Below are 15,466 nucleotides of genomic sequence, written 5' to 3'. Positions count from 1 at the left end.
GCGGTGATCTGTCTTTTTTTGCACACACCAGAAAACTTATACCCCAGCTTATACAAGGTAAACATGAGCGCCATCACGTTCTCAGACCTGAGGCTGGAATACTAATAAATAAGGCGATGTCAGCCACCACAACTCTTCCGGTTTACCCCGCGAGCTTGAGCGAGCTGCCATTCCTATCACTCCCATGTGAGTTTGTCGTCCTCACCTCCGTCTGTGCCAACCGCCTATACGGAGGACTTGACCGATTATCTGCCCCAAGCTGGATCCTTGAGCAGTACTAGTAACGGTCTCATAGGTAGGCGTTCTATTCAGAACCGACTTGTGAAACAAAAGACAGGCAAAACCAGTCTACTGACGTGTTTCCCGCAAGTGGGACCGTGGGTGTTGAGTCAAGATGTCCATACCTAACAGGTTTTAGAGCCTCTAACCAATTTTTCACAGCAGATCTCATTTCCCCACCGGTTTTTAGCCATAGTACCGGTGGGGTTTTTCCTATCTATCCCCAGTTAGGGCTGGGCTAGACTGGAGATTAAGGAAAGATCGTTCCCTCAACCATGGATGCAGATCAGGCCCTGAGACAAGTGGAACAGCTTGTGATTGCTCAAACGGGTGAGCGTCTCAGCGAATTACAGCAAACGATTCTGAGGCAGGTTTGGCTGGGATCCAAATACTTTGATATTGCCGATGCCTATGGCTGTACTGAAGGCCATGCCAAAGATGTAGGGTCAGATTTATGGAAGCTCTTATCCCAGATATTGGGCGAGAAAATCACAAAAAAGAACCTTCGCCAGGTTCTGACAGCCCATAGGCATGGTTCCGTCCCACCTGAACAGGCCTATCGGCCCGACTTCGTTGGGCGACATCAAGCCATCCACCGTCTCAGCCACCTCAACCAGCAAGGGGCAACGGCCATTGCCATCCAAGGGGAAGGGGGGCTAGGAAAAACGACGTTGGCCCAGCAATATTTGCAGAGCCAAAACTTTGAAATCGTCTTAGAGCTACTGATGGCCAAAGAGCCCGACAATATCACCTCGGTCCAGCGGGTGGTGGAGGAATGGTTAACACGGGATTTACATGAAGAGCCAGGACTAGAATTCGGCATTAGTCTAGATCGCTTAAAACGCCATCTCCAACAGCGCCCCATTGGAGTCCTAGTGGATAATCTGGAGCCTGCACTAGATCAGCAAGGACTCTTGATTGGAAAGCATCGTCAGTATGTGGAGCTATTTCGAGTCCTCACGGACCCTCGTAATCTGGGATTAACCTTGGTAACGAGTCGTGATCGCATTTGTGAAGCCAGCCTCAACCTACACCATTACCGACTCTCGGGTTTAGATGTGGAGGCTTGGCAGCAGTATTTTCAGCTGCAGGAGCTGACCATCGACCTAACGCTACTAGAGCAAATGCATCGGGCCTATGGAGGCAACGCCAAGGCTATGACCCTGCTCTGCGGGTCGATCCGGTCCGACTTTGGTGGCGATGCAGCAGCTTTTTGGCAAGATCAACAGCAGGACTTGCTGGTTGCGGCGGATCTAGCCCATCTGATTAATAATCAAATTGACCGTCTCCAAAACCTGGACCCCCAAGCCTATCAGTTATTTTGTCGGTTGGGCTGTTATCGATACCAGACCCTAGCCACCCTTTCCAAAGCAGGCGTTTTGGCCTTGCTCTGGGAAGTACCAGAAGCAAAACGACGAGCCAGTCTGATGTCTCTGCAAAACCGATCATTGATAGAGTGCCGCCAAGGTCGATATTGGCTGCATCCCGTCACTCGTGCTGCTTCTATTGCCCGTCTGCAGCCCAGTTCTGATTGGCAACAGGCCCACCGCCATGCCGCCCAATACTGGTCCGATAGTGTTCAAACCCTGACGACCACTGAAGATGCCTTGCAGGCCCTAGAAGCCTTTTATCACTACAAAGCCATTCAAGACTATTCTCAAGCAGCAGCCGTGCTGCTCCAGGTGCGCCAAAACCAGTGGCAGCAATACTTATCCCTGGGCAGCAGTCTCTATCGGATGGGGTTGCACCAGTCTCTGCTAGGAGAGTTACCGTCATTAATGACGCATCTGCCTTGCGATCGCAGCTATTGCGAACTCCAAAATATCCTGGCGGACTACTATTGGAGCACGGGACAGATTCGCCAAGGGATAACCCTACAACGGGACTCCCTCAGTCTATCCACTCAAGCCCTAGCAGCCCCAGACTTAGACCCCCGTCACCACCGTCATTTTCAAATTCAAGTCCTCGATTCCCACCTCAGTTTAGGGTTGTACCACTTAGATTTATGGGAATTAGAACATTCTGCCCATTGCTTTCAGCAGGTAATCGAGATTGCCACCCAAACCGACCAGGACCGTTGGGTACCAAAAGCTTCCATTTGCTTAGCCCTGGTGTTAACTCACCTCGGCCAGACCGAGCAGGCACAACAGCTCGCCACCCAAGCCTGGGGAGAGCGTCTGCCGGAAACAGAGCAAGCCGCCCGCCTGGCTTTCTTTATGCAGCTCCTGGGCCAAACCTACACCGCTCTTGGAGACCTGTCCTCAGCCCATGCCCTGTTTGAGCAGGCCCTAACCGTGGCGGAAGCCAGCCACTATCCCCATATCCAGGCCCGCACCCTAACGGGACGTGCCGTCATTCACCGACTGCAAGACAAATTCAACCTCGCAGTGGCCGATCACAATCAGGCGATTGCCCTGTTCAACCCCCTCAATGCGACCTGTGACTTAGCAGAAGCGTATTTTCAGTGGGGGTTGACCTATCAGGCCATGCATCAGATCTGCGATCGCAACCAAGCCTTCCACCAAGCTACCCAACTCTTCACAGTCATGGATGCACCCTGTCAGGTTCAGCGGGTGTTAGCCTGTACCACTCTCCCTTAACTCCGCTGACGCACCCGCCGTTGGTGCCGCCGACGTTGACGCCGCTGGGCAGCTAAGGAGGCCCACAGTAACAAGAGCGCACAGCATACGCCTGTAAACATCGGCACGGCCACTGCAGCGGTAAAACAGATTTGATAAGCCCGTTCTGCCCATCCATTGGCTTGGAATGCTCGCCAAACATAAGTCGTCAGATAGCCAAAGGGAAGCAGGGCTAACACCATCATCAAAGCAGCCCCCACAAATCCCAACATAGGTCCTTGTTGGCGAACCACCCGCCCACCGAACCATGTCAACCCCATAAACAAGCCAGATAAAATCAGACCCGCTCCAAGCATGTATAGCGCTAGCATATAAGTTTATTTGAGCGGTTATAGACTCAGTATCCTTCTAATAAGCAGCATACTGAAGGACGAGCGTCGAAATGAAATTAACAACAAAACCTTAATATCCCTTGGCAGAAAAATCTAAGGTTTTCTCAAACATGACGCGATGAATTTCAGTCTCAAAAGAGCCATCACCATAGAGCTGAAAGAGCCTAAATCCTGGCTGCGCATGATCTAGGGCAAAGGTTTTACTGTGAGGGGCAAACTGAATGCAGGTCGATGGCGTGCTGAGATAATGGATACTCCGACGCTGATGTTCAAATTGCTGATGGATATGACCAAACACCACAAGTTTAACGTGGGAATGTCTATCGAGAATGGCAAATAAATCGTCCGAGTTTTGGAGGCCAATTTGATCCAGCCAATCCGATTTAATCGCAAACGGAGGATGGTGAAGCGCAATCAGTGTGGGCTGGGGATCGCACTGCTCTAGTTCTTGATTGAGCCAATCTAAACTCTCCGGTGACAAGCCACCATAGACTTTTCCAGTCACGCTGGAGTCTAAAAGTAAAAAGTGCCAATCTCCCATCTGATAAGACTTATGAGCCTGAAAGCTAGGCGCTGTAAAGGTGGCCTGCATGGTGGGTAGATGGTCGTGATTCCCCGGCAGCCAGTAGGTGGGGATCTGCAAGGGGGCAATTAAGGATTGAATCTGTTGGTAAGCAATAGGAGTTTCATCCTGTGCTAAATCTCCCGTCAGTAACAGCTGATCAGGAAGGACAGGAAGCTGTTTTAATTTCTGTACGACTGCTTCTAGAGAAGAAAAAGTATTCAGCCCCAAGAGATCACGGTCAGGGTTTGCAAATAAATGCAAGTCCGACAATTGAGCAATCAATAGAGGTGAGCTTTTTTTCATTCCGTTACTAGTAGTTAGAAGCCAAAAAATATCCTTGATAGCTATACCTAAAGGATACCTGATTGGATAGTGACAAATCAGCTAGACGGAAAAAATCCTGTCCTCATGATTTTTGCTTTCTCTTACTCATGAGCATGCCCAATCTTGATAGGATATCTCTCAGGTTATGTTCTTTAGCCTATCTAGGCACAAGCCTGATCGTAATGTTCTCAGCCAGTGATTGGCGTGATATAAATCACAGCTCTCTAAAGCGGGCCAGCACAAGCTTGTATCCTCATCTTTCCTTTACTTCCACTAGAGTTTATTTACGTCTCATTTTGATGCTGTTTCAAAATGATATGAACAAGGGCACTACTCTAATTTCGATTATTCAGGGGAACCGTCTGGACTGGCATTAGAATAGCCAATACCTCGTGCTATTTCTGCATAAAAAGAGCTGATAGCCCCTGTTGATTATTTTTCTCTAAATAGCGGAAGTAAATCATCTATTTTAGCCCTATAGATGAGAATACCGGGGTCTATTCATATATCTCATTTAGGAGCTAATCATGCCTTTTCATGAGGGAGAACTGGCCGTTCAACAGCAAGCAGGGGTGGAAGCTGCGGCCCAACGAGTATCCGGTGCCCTTAAGCACGGGTTTGAGCCAGCAGCGACTGAATTTTTACGGTCCAGACCTTTTGCGATCGCAAGTTCCATCGCCCCCAGCGGTCGCCTATGGGCCTCTCTGATCACCGGTCCACCTGGCTTTCTAACCGTGACCGGTCCCCAAACGCTCAACCTGAATCCCATCTCCACCCTTGATTCACAACTACTCCAAAATCTTCACACCAATCCCACCATGGGGCTCCTCACCCTGGATTTATCAGCTCGCCGTCGCCTACGGGTTAATGGCTATGCTGAAAACGTGACTGAACAAGGCATGCAACTTCAGGTCCAGCAGGTCTTTTTCAACTGTCCGAAATATCTTCAAACCCGCTATTTGATATCTAACGACCATGCCAGGGCCACCCCTGCACCTGCAGAATCAGCATCACACCTATCGTCCGCCCAGCAAGATTGGATTGCCCATACAGATACGTTTTTTATCGCTACGGCCCATCCAAAGAAGGGAGCGGATATTTCCCACCGAGGAGGCTTTCCAGAGGTGTTACAGGTGGTGAATCCCAATCAACTCCTGTTCCCGGATTACAAAGGCAATAATATGTTCCAGTCTTTTGGAAATATTGCTGTCAACCCTCAGGTGGGGCTACTCATCATAGATTTTGACCACGGTCATACGCTGCAATTGACCGGCAAGGCAGAGCTATTGTGGGATGACCCTCGCCAGCAACAGTTCAATGGGGCCCAGCGCCTTGTAAAGGTAACGATTGAACAGGTGAGGGAGATTCGCCATGTTTGTCCACTGCGATGGCAGTTTGGAGAATTTTCCCCCGTCATCCCCCCACAACTTTCTGCCCCTTAAATCCTTGAAAGCACGGTCTCATAAACGTTTTAAGGTATTAGGCAAAACTGGGAAAAACTGAGACAAAAGTGAGGCAGTTTTTCTGATCAACATCGGTATCCTAAAAAGTGTGATATCTGCGTTTGATTCTGCTCTCTCTCAGCAATAGCATTTTCTGCATTGATCGAGACCCCATTATGCTTAGCGCTCAATCCCTGCTCCAGAATTCTCCTCCCACAGGCGATCGTCCCTTGACCGCATCAACCCTAGTGATGGTTGATGCGGCAGTTCAGAACTATCCATATTTACTCGCCAGTCCACTGCTCGGGATGGAAGTTTGCGTGTTGAATGCTCAAACCGATGGTATCGCTCAAATGAAATCCCTGCTCAGCCAATCTCAAGCCTGGACGAACCTATATTTGATCTGCCATAGCACTCCAGGACGATTAAAGGTGGGCAGCACCTGCTTGAGTGAGGATAACCTTTGGGCCTATGCCGATCAATTTCGGCAATGGCGCTCCTATTTAACCCAGACAACCGAAATGATCATTTACAGTAGCAAATTATCCCTCTTTTATCACTTTAGACAGATAAAAAATAGACTATTCTCAGTTTCTATTTTTCTAATGAGTGATGTCAGCTTCAAGAAGTCCAGAACCAACCATTGGCTTTGTTGATGAGTACTGCCAACTATTTGCAGAGTTATTTCCCCAAGTCCGCAGTTATGAAGCCTTCAAGCATCTCCATCTGGGGATGATTAGTGATATCAAACGTAAATCATTGCCCGCCATTGCAAGAGCAGTGGGCTTGGAGAACCATCAAAGCCTGCATCATTTTCTGAGTGAATCACCTTGGGTAGCGTCACATTTGTCTGACAAGAGATTGGACATCATCTTGAAAATACTGGATGGGCGCAGGTTAATTCTATTGATCGATGAGACGGGCGATTGCAAAAAAGGCAAGAGTACCGACTATGTGAAACGGCAGTATATCGGCAATGTGGGCAAGAAAGAGAATGGCATCGTCGCAGTCACTGCCTACGGGCTGTTTCAAGGGATGATTTTGCCTTTGTCCTTTGAAGTGTACAAACCCCGAGAACGTCTTAAAGAGGAGGATGAGTATCTCAGCAAACCCCAAATTGCTGCTGGAATGATCCGACAGTTGCAAGGGATGGGCTTTTGCTTTGAGCTCGTCCTGGCTGACAGCTTGTATGGGGAAGCTCAAACAAACTTTGTGAATGTCTTAGAGGAGTTAAAGCTGCCCTATATCCTAGCGATTCGTAGCAATCATGCGGTGTGGTTACCCGCAGAACAAGCAGTCTTTGCCGAACCGTGGCAGTCATTTGAACGAACCTTCAGCAATGGCACCACTGAAACTCGTTACAGGCAAGAGATCATTTATGGCCAGCGACACCACCAGAAGCGCTATTGGCTATTAACCACGGACCCCCAAACGCTACCAGAGAACTCAACCTCTTATGTCATGGCAGCGGCACCCGAGATCAAGCTGGATGAAATTGGGGATTGCTATGGCTTCAGAACTTGGATTGAGTATGGTCTCAAACAGTCTAAAGATACCTTGGGTTGGGCTGATTTTCGCATGACGCACTACGAACAAATTGAAAAGTGGTGGGAGATAGTGATGAGCGCTTTCTTGATGGTGAGTTTGTTCGCTGATGTCTTCAATGACTCTTGTCCAGTGGCACATCAACACTTTGCGCAGCATCCTTGGTGGGATAACCAAAACGGGTGGAAGAATCTGCTCAATAATGTGCGCTTGATCATTCAACCGTTAATCAGTTGGAATCTTCTAAAGCGCTGGTTAGAAGTCTTTCCCAGCCGTGCTTTGAAAAAGGGGTTTGAGCAACTCACATCAAAGATGGAGGCATTTTGCTGTCCACTGGTGAGGAAATTGCTCAAGCATCCTGATTTTCTCTCTGTCTAAAGTGATAAAAGAGGGTTATAGCAGTCGCCATTCTATTCAGGACACTAGATGTAGAACATGTTCCATTGCTTCTCTGAGAGATCCAAAATGTTCTAATTGGTGACGGATGCGACTTTTAATCCAAGACCAAGACCGCTCAATCTTGTTCAAGTCAGGGGAATAAGGCGGTAAATACCAAACCTCACATCCTGCTTTTTCCACTAATTCCTGTATTTGTCCTCCCTTGTGAAAAGTGGCATTATCTATCACCAGCTTCTGCCCAGGCTTGAGCACGGGTATCAAGCAACGCTCTAGCCAAAGTTCAAACACAGTCCGATTGCAAGCTCCTTCGATCGTGAACGGTGCCATCAACTGCTTTGCTCTCAACGCCGCAATCATATTGACTCGGCCGCTTCTACGCCCAGTCTTCAAAGCATAAACCCGCTCACCTTTGGGGCCATAAGCATAGTCATACTCGTCTCGATGATCCATGCCCGACTCATCCGCATAGACGATATCGTCTGGGTCCACGGTACTCAGACGTTTGATGAACGCTGCCCGTTTGTGCTTATCTCGTTCTCGGTACCCATATGTTTTTTTTTCGAGTAAATCCGATTTTCTGGAGGGCTCTTGAGATGGTTCGATCACTAATCTCTCCATCCCATAGTTGAGCCATCTGAGCTTGGGTTTTATGACGATGCTTGTGGGCAAACGCTCGAAACTTGTCCCAGTCAGTGATTTTATGGCTATGGCCAGGATGATGGACTGGCTTGGGATGCAAATCACCCGTTTCCGCCTTGAGGTGTTGCCATTGGTTAATGGTGTTACGACTGATATGGAACAGTTCACTCGCTTCTGAAGGGCGCATCCCATCTAGCTCAATCGCATCTATCACTTTGCAACGTAGGTCGTAACTATAAATTTTGGGCATCACATAGGAGAAGGAATAAAATACTTCTCTAGTTTAAGTCCTTCTCAATATGGCGACTGCTATAAGAGACATAGCGATTCTCTTTCAGCTATCCATTATGGTTCAAGCCCTTGCTCAAACCGTTCCCTTATCAGAATTCCTGGCGCGGCCAGAAACGCAAACTGCCAGCGAGTATCTTGACGGATATATTGTTCAAAAGCCCATGCCCCAAGGGAAACACAGCACAATTCAGCGGGATTTGACGATGGCTGTGGAAAGGGTGCTAAAGCCCCAAAAAAGAGGGCGAGTTTTTCCCGAATTACGCTGTACCTTTGCTGGACGTTCGATCGTTCCAGATATTGCAATTTTCACCTGGGAGCGAATTCCTAGAGATGAAGATGGCTCCATTGCCAATCCGTTTTCCCTTGCGCCTGATTGGATTGTTGAAATTTTGTCGCCGGATAAAAGTCAGACGAAGGCCACTAAGAAAATTTTGTTTTGTCTCCAACATGGCACTCAGCTCGGTTGGCTGATTGATCCTACAGAACAAACGGTTTTTGTGTACGCCTCAGAGCAGGCTTTGCAAGTGTTTGATATGGATTCTTCTGATCGCTCCCTGTCTGTCCCGAACTTTGCATCGGATGTGCACTTAACGGTACAAGATATGGTGCATTGGTTGCTGGACTAGTTACCGGCCAATCCCGTTTGCTAGCTCTGATACAACCAATGCAGCCAGACTATTTTCAGCAATATTGCCAGCTTAAACAACAAGGCTTGAGGAAAGAGGCTCGCAAGCCTTTGCTGGCTTTTATTCGTTCATTCCAGAGCATGGAAGAAAAAATTGCCTGGACCCAAGAGTATTTGCCGATTTGGGAACAGGAAAACGGTCACAAAATTGGTCACAACATTCGGCATGAGCTTTACTCAGAAATCGTTTTCCCGGCACTGCTGCATCGCTATAGACAGCAAGAACTGTGGAGTATAAAGGGTTTACTTACAACTATGCAAAATTTGTATTCATGCTCTCAGTTATGGGAACAGATCGATAAAAAAACAGATTGGATTCTACTAGAGGAAGCACGAGCTTTAGTCCCAGATGATATGGAGATTAAGCACCAGCTCATTGAAAAACATATTAAATGGTTTGAGCATTGCCAGCATGAATGGCCCTGGGGAATTTTGTACTGGAATGATGGCGCTTCTGTGGAGCTGACTTTTCCCGCTAAGTCTCCTGGGTCGCTAACTGCCAGCCCTCGACTAGGAGATTTAACTTAGCCCATCCTTTCCAAAGCACTTGAATCCCCATCGGTGTGTTGCGACGATGCTCCAGATATCCTCCAAGTCGTGCAACTGCTTTCACTGCCCATGCAACCGTGAGGTTTTTGGGAACCTTCGATGTCTTCGCTCTGAGAACTTTAATCTGTAAAGGTGTGACGACATCTTGAGCAGGCCGTTGAGGGGATGTGCGTTCTAAGTAGGTCCAGCGTAACAGTTCTACAGCAGTGACACACAGGAATCCTAATAAGGTTTTCATCCCCTCAGCAGCCAAACGATACCGCTCCACCTGAGTCCCCGATTTGAGAATTTTGTGATATTCCTCCACTCTCCACCTGTACGTGTACCAGCGCAAAATGGTCTGAGCCATTTCCATAGTGGTGACTGCTTCACTCGTGAGCAACATCCATGACACTGGGTCTTCATCCTCTGGGGGATCTACTTCTGTGGCATAGACGGCGTATACCTGGAGGGGATGACTATCAGCTAGACGGGTAGGTCGCTGCAGTTGGACGAGACAACAGCGCACCACTAGCTTGGCTGTACGTGCACTCCGGTCTTTCGTTTTGGGTAAGTCAATTTCATACTCGAATTGAATACTTTGGGCTTCCAGTTTTTTCCACAGTCGATTGGGGTCTTGCTCAAGCCGACGATTATGTGAGGCTCTAACCACAACCCCTGTGTTGTTGAGGTGATTGAGCCGCTCAAACACTTCGGCAATATCTCCTTCTCGGTCAAACACATGAATGGAACGAGTAGAAGGACTCACTATCTTTTCTACGGCTTGCATCGCTTCGACCCACCGATAGGATGCCTTTTGTTCAAAGGGTCGGTTCCGAGAAGTTTGTCGCGCCTTTGCCTGACGCTTCTTCTTTTGTCGAGGGGTTTCCTTTTTCGGAGGCTGGGGTCGATGCTGACGATTCCATACCTTTTGCCATAGCAACCCCAATGGTTGGCCTTGCTCGGGGTCAACAGCTAAGGCACTGTGGAGCAATAAGCCATTCCCCCCATTGCCTTGAGGACCATAGCCTTGACGCTTCTTCTTGATGCCTCCGTAGTCTAAAAAGCTCGTATCACCCACGCACAAGGTAATCTCTTCCTCGGTGATGGCATGGGCAGTTGCATGGCAATGAGGAGTAATGATTTGAGAGAAGTTGGTTTTCACATTAGCGAAAACTCATAAGAGCGTTTGAGATCTGTTGCAGTCTTGAAAATGCTCAACAGGGCTTGGCCGAAGTTTGCACTAATCGCTTGACCAATTTTGAGAGCTCGATGGGTCAAGCGCTGATGGTCTACGACCGACCTTCGGTCATCGTTGAATTGACACTCAGCAAAATTCTTCTTCCACCATGTCTGCATCCTAATCATCTCCAAACTCAGGATTTGGTCATCGTAGCTGAATGGAGAACAATTCCCTACAATCGCAATGGGGAAAGCGCTCTAGAATTTACCGTGAAAAGTCAGGTCTCACCATCTGCCGTTTTTGGTTAGGTGTAAGGACAGTGAGGCTTTTTTTGCGATCTCTAATTGCAGCGTCAATTGGCCGACTAGACGCTCTAACTGAGCAATTTTCGCTTCAGCGTTGTCGTCGTTGTTCTGACTCTCAAAAATGCTACTGGCGTGCGCTAGAAATTCCTTGCGCCAGCGGTTGAGGAGGCTAGAGTGCAGGGTATGGATGCGACACAATTCACTGCTCGTTTTTTCACCGCTTAACAATTGTAAGACCACTTGAGCTTTGAACTCAGCACTATATTGACGACGTTTTGATGACATTAAGAGAGTGTTTAGATTTTTGTGTAAGCAGCAGTGTATTCAATAGTTGAATCGTGTTGGGAACAGAATAGCAAAATGGGACAGCGCCGCCTTCCAATTCAGAATTGGTCTGGTCCATCGCTTCGAAATATTCCTCATCGCTAGAAACATCAATTTGTAGACAGACTCTTCATTAGGGAAAACCGCTTTGGTCTTAATCACCTTTCTCAGTGAGCGGTTGAGCGACTCAATGGCATTGGTGGTGTAGATAACCTTACGGATGGCCATTGGGTATTGAAACAACGGGGCAACATTATCCCAATGTCGTATCCAGATTTGGCTAATGCCAGGATACGTCTCGTCCCATTTATGGGCAAATGCATCCAACGCAGCCTCAGACTCTTCCAAAGTGGCCGCTTGGTAAATGGGCTTGAGGTCTGCAGCTACGGCTCGACTTTCCTTCCACGGCACATGGCGAAGGCTATTACGAATAAGATGGACAATACAAACCTGCACCTGGGTCTGAGGGTAGACCGACTCAATCGCTTGAGGAAAACCTTTGAGTCCATCACAGCAAGCAATCAAGATATCCTGAGTTCCTCGATTTTTAAGGTCTGTGAGCACCGAAAGCCAGAATTTTGCTCCCTCTCGTTCAGCGGCTCCTATCCATAATCCCAACAGTTCCTTGTTGCCCTCCACAGTCACTGCCAAAGCGACATAGACAGCTCGCTTGCTGACTTGACCATTGACTTTGATGTTCACATACAGCGCATCAAGATAGACAATCGGATACACCTCATCCAGCGGCCTTGAACGCCAGTCTTTGACCTCTTCCATGACGCTATTGGTGACGTCACTAATCAGAGCTTCAGAGATATTGGCCCCATACAGCTCCACCAATTGGGCTCGAATATCACGGGTGGTCATGCCCCGAGCATATAAGGCGATGATTTTCTCATCGAGCCCTGCGATGCGTCGCTGGCCTTTAGGCACCAGGACAGGCTCAAACTCGCCGCAACGGTCACGAGGAATCGATAGGTCCATCTCTCCTTGTTCAGACTGGACGGTCTTTTTCGAGTAACCATTGCGACTATTTCTGGGGCCATTAGAATTCTCATCACCTGACTGATCGTTGGAGGATTGCTGCAGGTGATGAGTCAATTCACCTGCAAGGGCTCGTTCCACTAGGCGTTTGCTGAGTCGTTTAAGCAGTCCTGATTCGCCCAGAATATCTTCCGGTTGAGGGTTCTCTCCGATGAGTTCATCTAACAGTTCATCGACTCGATTGGGAGCTTTTTTCTTTCTAGACATCGTACGGTCTCCTGATGTGTTTGGATCCTAGACCGCTTACACAAAACTCTGAACAGTCCCACATTAATTTCCCTCATTCGGTACAAGATTACGATGCTTAAGGACTTGTCCGAATCTTGGGGGTCACTTCAATCAGTTAAATTCGCGCCTTGAAGATCAGCTTTGTAAAAATGCGTACGCACGCGATCCAGCCATGTATCTTCCTTCCTGAACTGGTCAATAAAACCTTGAACCAACCCAGGCATCTCTACATTCTCGGAGGATACCTTGAGGGGAACATCAATGATGCGTGCCAAATCAACCATTTCAGCCAGGGAACAGATACGAGCCTGATCAGAGCGACAAAATGGGTTCAGGACTGCAAATACACCCAACTGGGCTAACTCTGCATAGACGTCGTCACATTTATCCTGACTAAAAGCACCCTGGAGCTGAGCCCCGCGTAAATTGGTCGCTGTTAAATTGGTTGCTGTTAAGTTGGCACCTTTCAGATTGGCCTTTCTTAAGTTAGCGTCACTCAGATTGACATGACTCAAATTAGCGCGACTAAGGTCTGCCTTTTCTAGCTCAAGATTCTGTAAATCAGCATGGCTTAATTCGCAATTTGGGCAAGAACCCGTTTGCTTGACCTGTTGAACATGGTCTGGATTGGCGGCCACAGCAGCGCTAGCCATGCTCACGACTACGGTTACGAACCCTAGATGCCAAGCAGTCGTCTGCATCATCCTTCGTTTGCTGCTAGCCATACAAGTCTACTAGCCATACAAATCTATTGCGGCGATCTAAGACTGGTTCTGAATGGCATATTCTCGAAAACGTTGTAAATCGCTTCGGAGATTGGATTCCACCACATTCCCCAGGAACAGATTATCCATAAACTCCCCCACTACGCCGGGAATTTTATAGGCAACCGTTAGTTTGACCACACTGGTATCTTGTTTGCGATCATAAAAGCGAATCGCCCCTCGATTGGGTAAGCCATCCACAGATTCCCATTGAATAATTTGATTGGGAATTTCTTTGAGGATGCGAGATAACCAGGTAAAAGTCAGACCGCCTCCAGACAGGGTCCATCGGGATAACTCGGGTTTATCTTTGAGGATTTCAACGGAATCAATCCAATTCATCCATTGGGGCATGAGTTCTAAATCAGACCAGAGGTCCCACGCCGCGTCAATGCTAACGGGGACCTCGACTTGTTCACTATGTTCTAGCCAATCTGACATGGATATTTCTCACTCAGTTGCTGAATCGTAGTCGCGTTTTCTAAAATAGCCTGGGCAGCTTGATGGCCGGAAATCGTAGCCCCTTCCATACTATCGATATAGTCTTGATTGGTGTAGCTTCCGGCTAGGAAAAAGTTAGGAATGGGTGTTTTTTGGTGGGGGCGATAGGGTTCCATGCCGGGCGCTTCTCGATAGAGAGACTGGGCCAGCTTAACCACGCTATACCAAGTCATATTGAGATCTCGGGCCGAGGGGAACAGCTCTTGAACCTGCTGAAGGACATGGTTAGCAATTTCTTCATTGCTCTTTTTGATAAAAGGATCGCCAGGGGTTAGCACCAGCTGCATGAGGGACCCTTCACCTTCTTTGTAGTAATCGCTAGGACTCGTCAGGGCTAGATCGGCAAAACACGAGAAATCAGCATCGGCAGTATAGAGCAGGTTATCCAATCCCGTTGCTTTTTCCACTTGTTTACGAGCTTGGGGGTCGTTCATTTCGGTGACCCAGCCATCAAAGCGGAGCTGCACGGTGGCCACAGGAACAGCATCAAGTTTATAGATATTGTCAAATTCTGACCAGTGGCGCCAATCATCTGGAATCAGACGCTTAATTCCAGGGACATCGCAGGCACAAACATAAGCATCTGCTGTAATGATTTCATCCCCTTCTTCCTTCGCCACTCGGAGGCCGGTAATATGGGTCTCGTCATCTTTGTTGTCGTACATCACTTCTAGGGTGCGCCGACGCAGATGAAATTTAACGCCCCGCTCTTCTAAGTAGTTAATGATGGGTTGATGCAGATATTCTTGGGGTGAGCCTTCGAGCATCCGTAGCATGGAGTTTTCGCGGCGGACCGCAAACATCTGAAAGATGGTGAGCATGCAGCGGGCGGAGATATTTTCACAGTCGATAAACCCAAGAGCATAGGCAATGGGATTCCACATACGTTTGATGCTGCCGTCACTGCCACCATGACGGCGGAACCAATCGGCAAAGCTGACATTATCTAGGGCGCGGATGTTGCGCATGGCCCCTTCGTAATCGACTAGACCGCGAACAATGGGGCTGGTACCGAGTGCGATCGCATTCTGAATCTTGTCTCTCAAGGACAGTTGCGACGTCGTAAAAAAGGCTTTTAGGCCATTAAAGGGCGCCCCAGCAAAAAACCGGAAGTCCAGGGCCCCAAGACGCCCACCTTTATTCACAAAGTTATGAACATGCTCTTTTAGCAAGAAGTGATCTAAAGCCCCTACCTTTGCCATCAGGTCAAACAGGCGACGGTAATTGCCAAAGAAGACATGCAGGCCCATTTCAATATGGTTGCCGTCGTCATCAACCCAGCTGCTGACCTTACCACCAACAAAGGGACGAGCTTCGTATAGCTCGACTTCGTGACCGGCATCCACTAAGTCAACAGCGGTGGCCATCCCTGCCAAACCCGCACCAACAATCGCAACACGCATGCTTCTTTTTCTCAAACAAAGGGCTTGAACTGTTACTCATACAGCT

At 48.3% G+C, this 15,466-nt stretch carries 15 protein-coding genes and 1 pseudogene; 6 read left to right on the top strand and 10 right to left on the bottom strand.

The features are described from left to right. Nucleotides 1-554: 554 nt before the first annotated feature. Nucleotides 555-2,879 carry a tetratricopeptide repeat protein gene (locus tag AM1_RS16825; RefSeq protein WP_012164076.1) on the top strand — a complete coding sequence of 775 codons (2,325 nt, stop codon included), beginning with the start codon at nucleotides 555-557 and terminating at the stop codon, nucleotides 2,877-2,879. Here the strand turns inward: AM1_RS16825 and AM1_RS16820 are convergent. Continuing rightward, nucleotides 2,876-3,229, bottom strand: a complete 354-nt coding sequence (locus AM1_RS16820) for a hypothetical protein (RefSeq protein WP_238548996.1) — start codon at nucleotides 3,227-3,229, stop codon at nucleotides 2,876-2,878. The genes AM1_RS16825 and AM1_RS16820 overlap by 4 nt on opposite strands. A gap of 91 nt (nucleotides 3,230-3,320) precedes the next feature. Beyond that, nucleotides 3,321-4,118 (bottom strand): 3',5'-cyclic-AMP phosphodiesterase, encoded by a 798-nt coding sequence (cpdA, locus tag AM1_RS16815; RefSeq protein ID WP_012164074.1) that lies wholly within the window; start codon nucleotides 4,116-4,118, stop codon nucleotides 3,321-3,323. A 548-nt stretch (nucleotides 4,119-4,666) separates the two neighbouring features. Here cpdA and AM1_RS16810 point away from each other — a divergent pair. The 3 genes from AM1_RS16810 (at nucleotide 4,667) to AM1_RS16800 (ending at nucleotide 7,504) form a co-directional block, all read left to right on the top strand. Beyond that, nucleotides 4,667-5,581 carry a pyridoxamine 5'-phosphate oxidase family protein gene (locus AM1_RS16810; RefSeq protein ID WP_012164073.1) on the top strand — a complete coding sequence of 305 codons (915 nt, stop codon included), beginning with the start codon at nucleotides 4,667-4,669 and terminating at the stop codon, nucleotides 5,579-5,581. Between the two features lie 176 nt (nucleotides 5,582-5,757). Then, nucleotides 5,758-6,237 (top strand): DUF4347 domain-containing protein, encoded by a 480-nt coding sequence (locus AM1_RS16805; protein WP_012164072.1) that lies wholly within the window; start codon nucleotides 5,758-5,760, stop codon nucleotides 6,235-6,237. Beyond that, entirely contained in the window at nucleotides 6,194-7,504 is a 1,311-nt protein-coding gene (locus AM1_RS16800; protein WP_012160919.1) for an IS701-like element ISAcma8 family transposase, read from the top strand. Before AM1_RS16805 ends, AM1_RS16800 begins: the two co-directional genes overlap by 44 nt. 36 nt (nucleotides 7,505-7,540) lie before the next feature. On the opposite strand, the gene AM1_RS16795 is transcribed toward AM1_RS16800, so the two are convergent. Beyond that, nucleotides 7,541-8,414, bottom strand: a protein-coding gene (locus AM1_RS16795) for an IS630-like element ISAcma25 family transposase (RefSeq protein ID WP_148215757.1) whose coding sequence is annotated in 2 segments (ribosomal slippage) — nucleotides 7,541-8,083 and nucleotides 8,085-8,414 — 873 coding nt in all. Because the reading frame shifts where the segments join, the coding sequence is not laid out codon by codon here. Nucleotides 8,415-8,511: 97 nt separating this feature from the next. Here AM1_RS16795 and AM1_RS16785 point away from each other — a divergent pair. Together AM1_RS16785 and AM1_RS16780 are read left to right on the top strand one after the other, a co-directional pair. Beyond that, entirely contained in the window at nucleotides 8,512-9,081 is a 570-nt protein-coding gene (locus AM1_RS16785; protein ID WP_012164071.1) for a Uma2 family endonuclease, read from the top strand. A gap of 38 nt (nucleotides 9,082-9,119) precedes the next feature. Further along, entirely contained in the window at nucleotides 9,120-9,668 is a 549-nt protein-coding gene (locus AM1_RS16780; RefSeq protein WP_148215756.1) for a hypothetical protein, read from the top strand. Here the strand turns inward: AM1_RS16780 and AM1_RS16775 are convergent. The 7 genes and pseudogenes from AM1_RS16775 to zds form a co-directional block, all read right to left on the bottom strand. Continuing rightward, nucleotides 9,616-10,833, bottom strand: coding sequence for an IS4 family transposase (locus AM1_RS16775; protein WP_012161282.1), 1,218 nt, complete (start codon nucleotides 10,831-10,833; stop codon nucleotides 9,616-9,618). The genes AM1_RS16780 and AM1_RS16775 overlap by 53 nt on opposite strands. Then, nucleotides 10,830-11,027 (bottom strand): IS4/Tn5 family transposase DNA-binding protein, encoded by a 198-nt coding sequence (locus AM1_RS16770; RefSeq protein ID WP_012161283.1) that lies wholly within the window; start codon nucleotides 11,025-11,027, stop codon nucleotides 10,830-10,832. The genes AM1_RS16775 and AM1_RS16770 overlap by 4 nt, the downstream gene beginning before the upstream one ends. 106 nt (nucleotides 11,028-11,133) lie before the next feature. After that, nucleotides 11,134-11,441: pseudogene (locus tag AM1_RS16765) on the bottom strand (transposase); the annotation flags it as partial. Between the two features lie 39 nt (nucleotides 11,442-11,480). Continuing rightward, nucleotides 11,481-12,731, bottom strand: coding sequence for an IS256-like element ISAcma7 family transposase (locus tag AM1_RS16760; protein ID WP_012160773.1), 1,251 nt, complete (start codon nucleotides 12,729-12,731; stop codon nucleotides 11,481-11,483). 128 nt (nucleotides 12,732-12,859) lie between these two features. Further along, nucleotides 12,860-13,456 (bottom strand): pentapeptide repeat-containing protein, encoded by a 597-nt coding sequence (locus AM1_RS37650; protein ID WP_012164069.1) that lies wholly within the window; start codon nucleotides 13,454-13,456, stop codon nucleotides 12,860-12,862. Between the two features lie 57 nt (nucleotides 13,457-13,513). Next, the gene (locus tag AM1_RS16750; protein ID WP_012164068.1) at nucleotides 13,514-13,957 is read right to left on the bottom strand and encodes an SRPBCC family protein; all 444 of its coding nucleotides are present in this window, start codon (nucleotides 13,955-13,957) and stop codon (nucleotides 13,514-13,516) included. Further along, entirely contained in the window at nucleotides 13,942-15,420 is a 1,479-nt protein-coding gene (gene zds / locus AM1_RS16745; protein WP_012164067.1) for a 9,9'-di-cis-zeta-carotene desaturase, read from the bottom strand. Before zds ends, AM1_RS16750 begins: the two co-directional genes overlap by 16 nt. Nucleotides 15,421-15,466: the final 46 nt, after the last annotated feature.

Source organism: Acaryochloris marina MBIC11017, from assembly GCF_000018105.1.
Classification (GTDB): Bacteria; Cyanobacteriota; Cyanobacteriia; order Thermosynechococcales; family Thermosynechococcaceae; genus Acaryochloris; species Acaryochloris marina.
This window is presented reverse-complemented; position numbering and strand designations above follow the sequence as displayed.

What these genes read in the sequence shown, in the direction of transcription:
- AM1_RS16780 (WP_148215756.1), top strand. Translation starts at nt 9,120, where the DNA reads ATGCAGCCAGACTATTTTCAGCAATATTGCCAGCTTAAACAACAAGGC.
- cpdA (WP_012164074.1), bottom strand. Translation starts at nt 4,118, where the DNA reads ATGAAAAAAAGCTCACCTCTATTGATTGCTCAATTGTCGGACTTGCAT.
- AM1_RS16750 (WP_012164068.1), bottom strand. Translation starts at nt 13,957, where the DNA reads ATGTCAGATTGGCTAGAACATAGTGAACAAGTCGAGGTCCCCGTTAGC.
- AM1_RS16820 (WP_238548996.1), bottom strand. Translation starts at nt 3,229, where the DNA reads ATGCTAGCGCTATACATGCTTGGAGCGGGTCTGATTTTATCTGGCTTG.
- AM1_RS16810 (WP_012164073.1), top strand. Translation starts at nt 4,667, where the DNA reads ATGCCTTTTCATGAGGGAGAACTGGCCGTTCAACAGCAAGCAGGGGTG.
- AM1_RS16785 (WP_012164071.1), top strand. Translation starts at nt 8,512, where the DNA reads ATGGTTCAAGCCCTTGCTCAAACCGTTCCCTTATCAGAATTCCTGGCG.
- zds (WP_012164067.1), bottom strand. Translation starts at nt 15,420, where the DNA reads ATGCGTGTTGCGATTGTTGGTGCGGGTTTGGCAGGGATGGCCACCGCT.
- AM1_RS16825 (WP_012164076.1), top strand. Translation starts at nt 555, where the DNA reads ATGGATGCAGATCAGGCCCTGAGACAAGTGGAACAGCTTGTGATTGCT.
- AM1_RS16770 (WP_012161283.1), bottom strand. Translation starts at nt 11,027, where the DNA reads ATGCAGACATGGTGGAAGAAGAATTTTGCTGAGTGTCAATTCAACGAT.
- AM1_RS16760 (WP_012160773.1), bottom strand. Translation starts at nt 12,731, where the DNA reads ATGTCTAGAAAGAAAAAAGCTCCCAATCGAGTCGATGAACTGTTAGAT.
- AM1_RS16805 (WP_012164072.1), top strand. Translation starts at nt 5,758, where the DNA reads ATGCTTAGCGCTCAATCCCTGCTCCAGAATTCTCCTCCCACAGGCGAT.
- AM1_RS16800 (WP_012160919.1), top strand. Translation starts at nt 6,194, where the DNA reads ATGTCAGCTTCAAGAAGTCCAGAACCAACCATTGGCTTTGTTGATGAG.
- AM1_RS37650 (WP_012164069.1), bottom strand. Translation starts at nt 13,456, where the DNA reads ATGATGCAGACGACTGCTTGGCATCTAGGGTTCGTAACCGTAGTCGTG.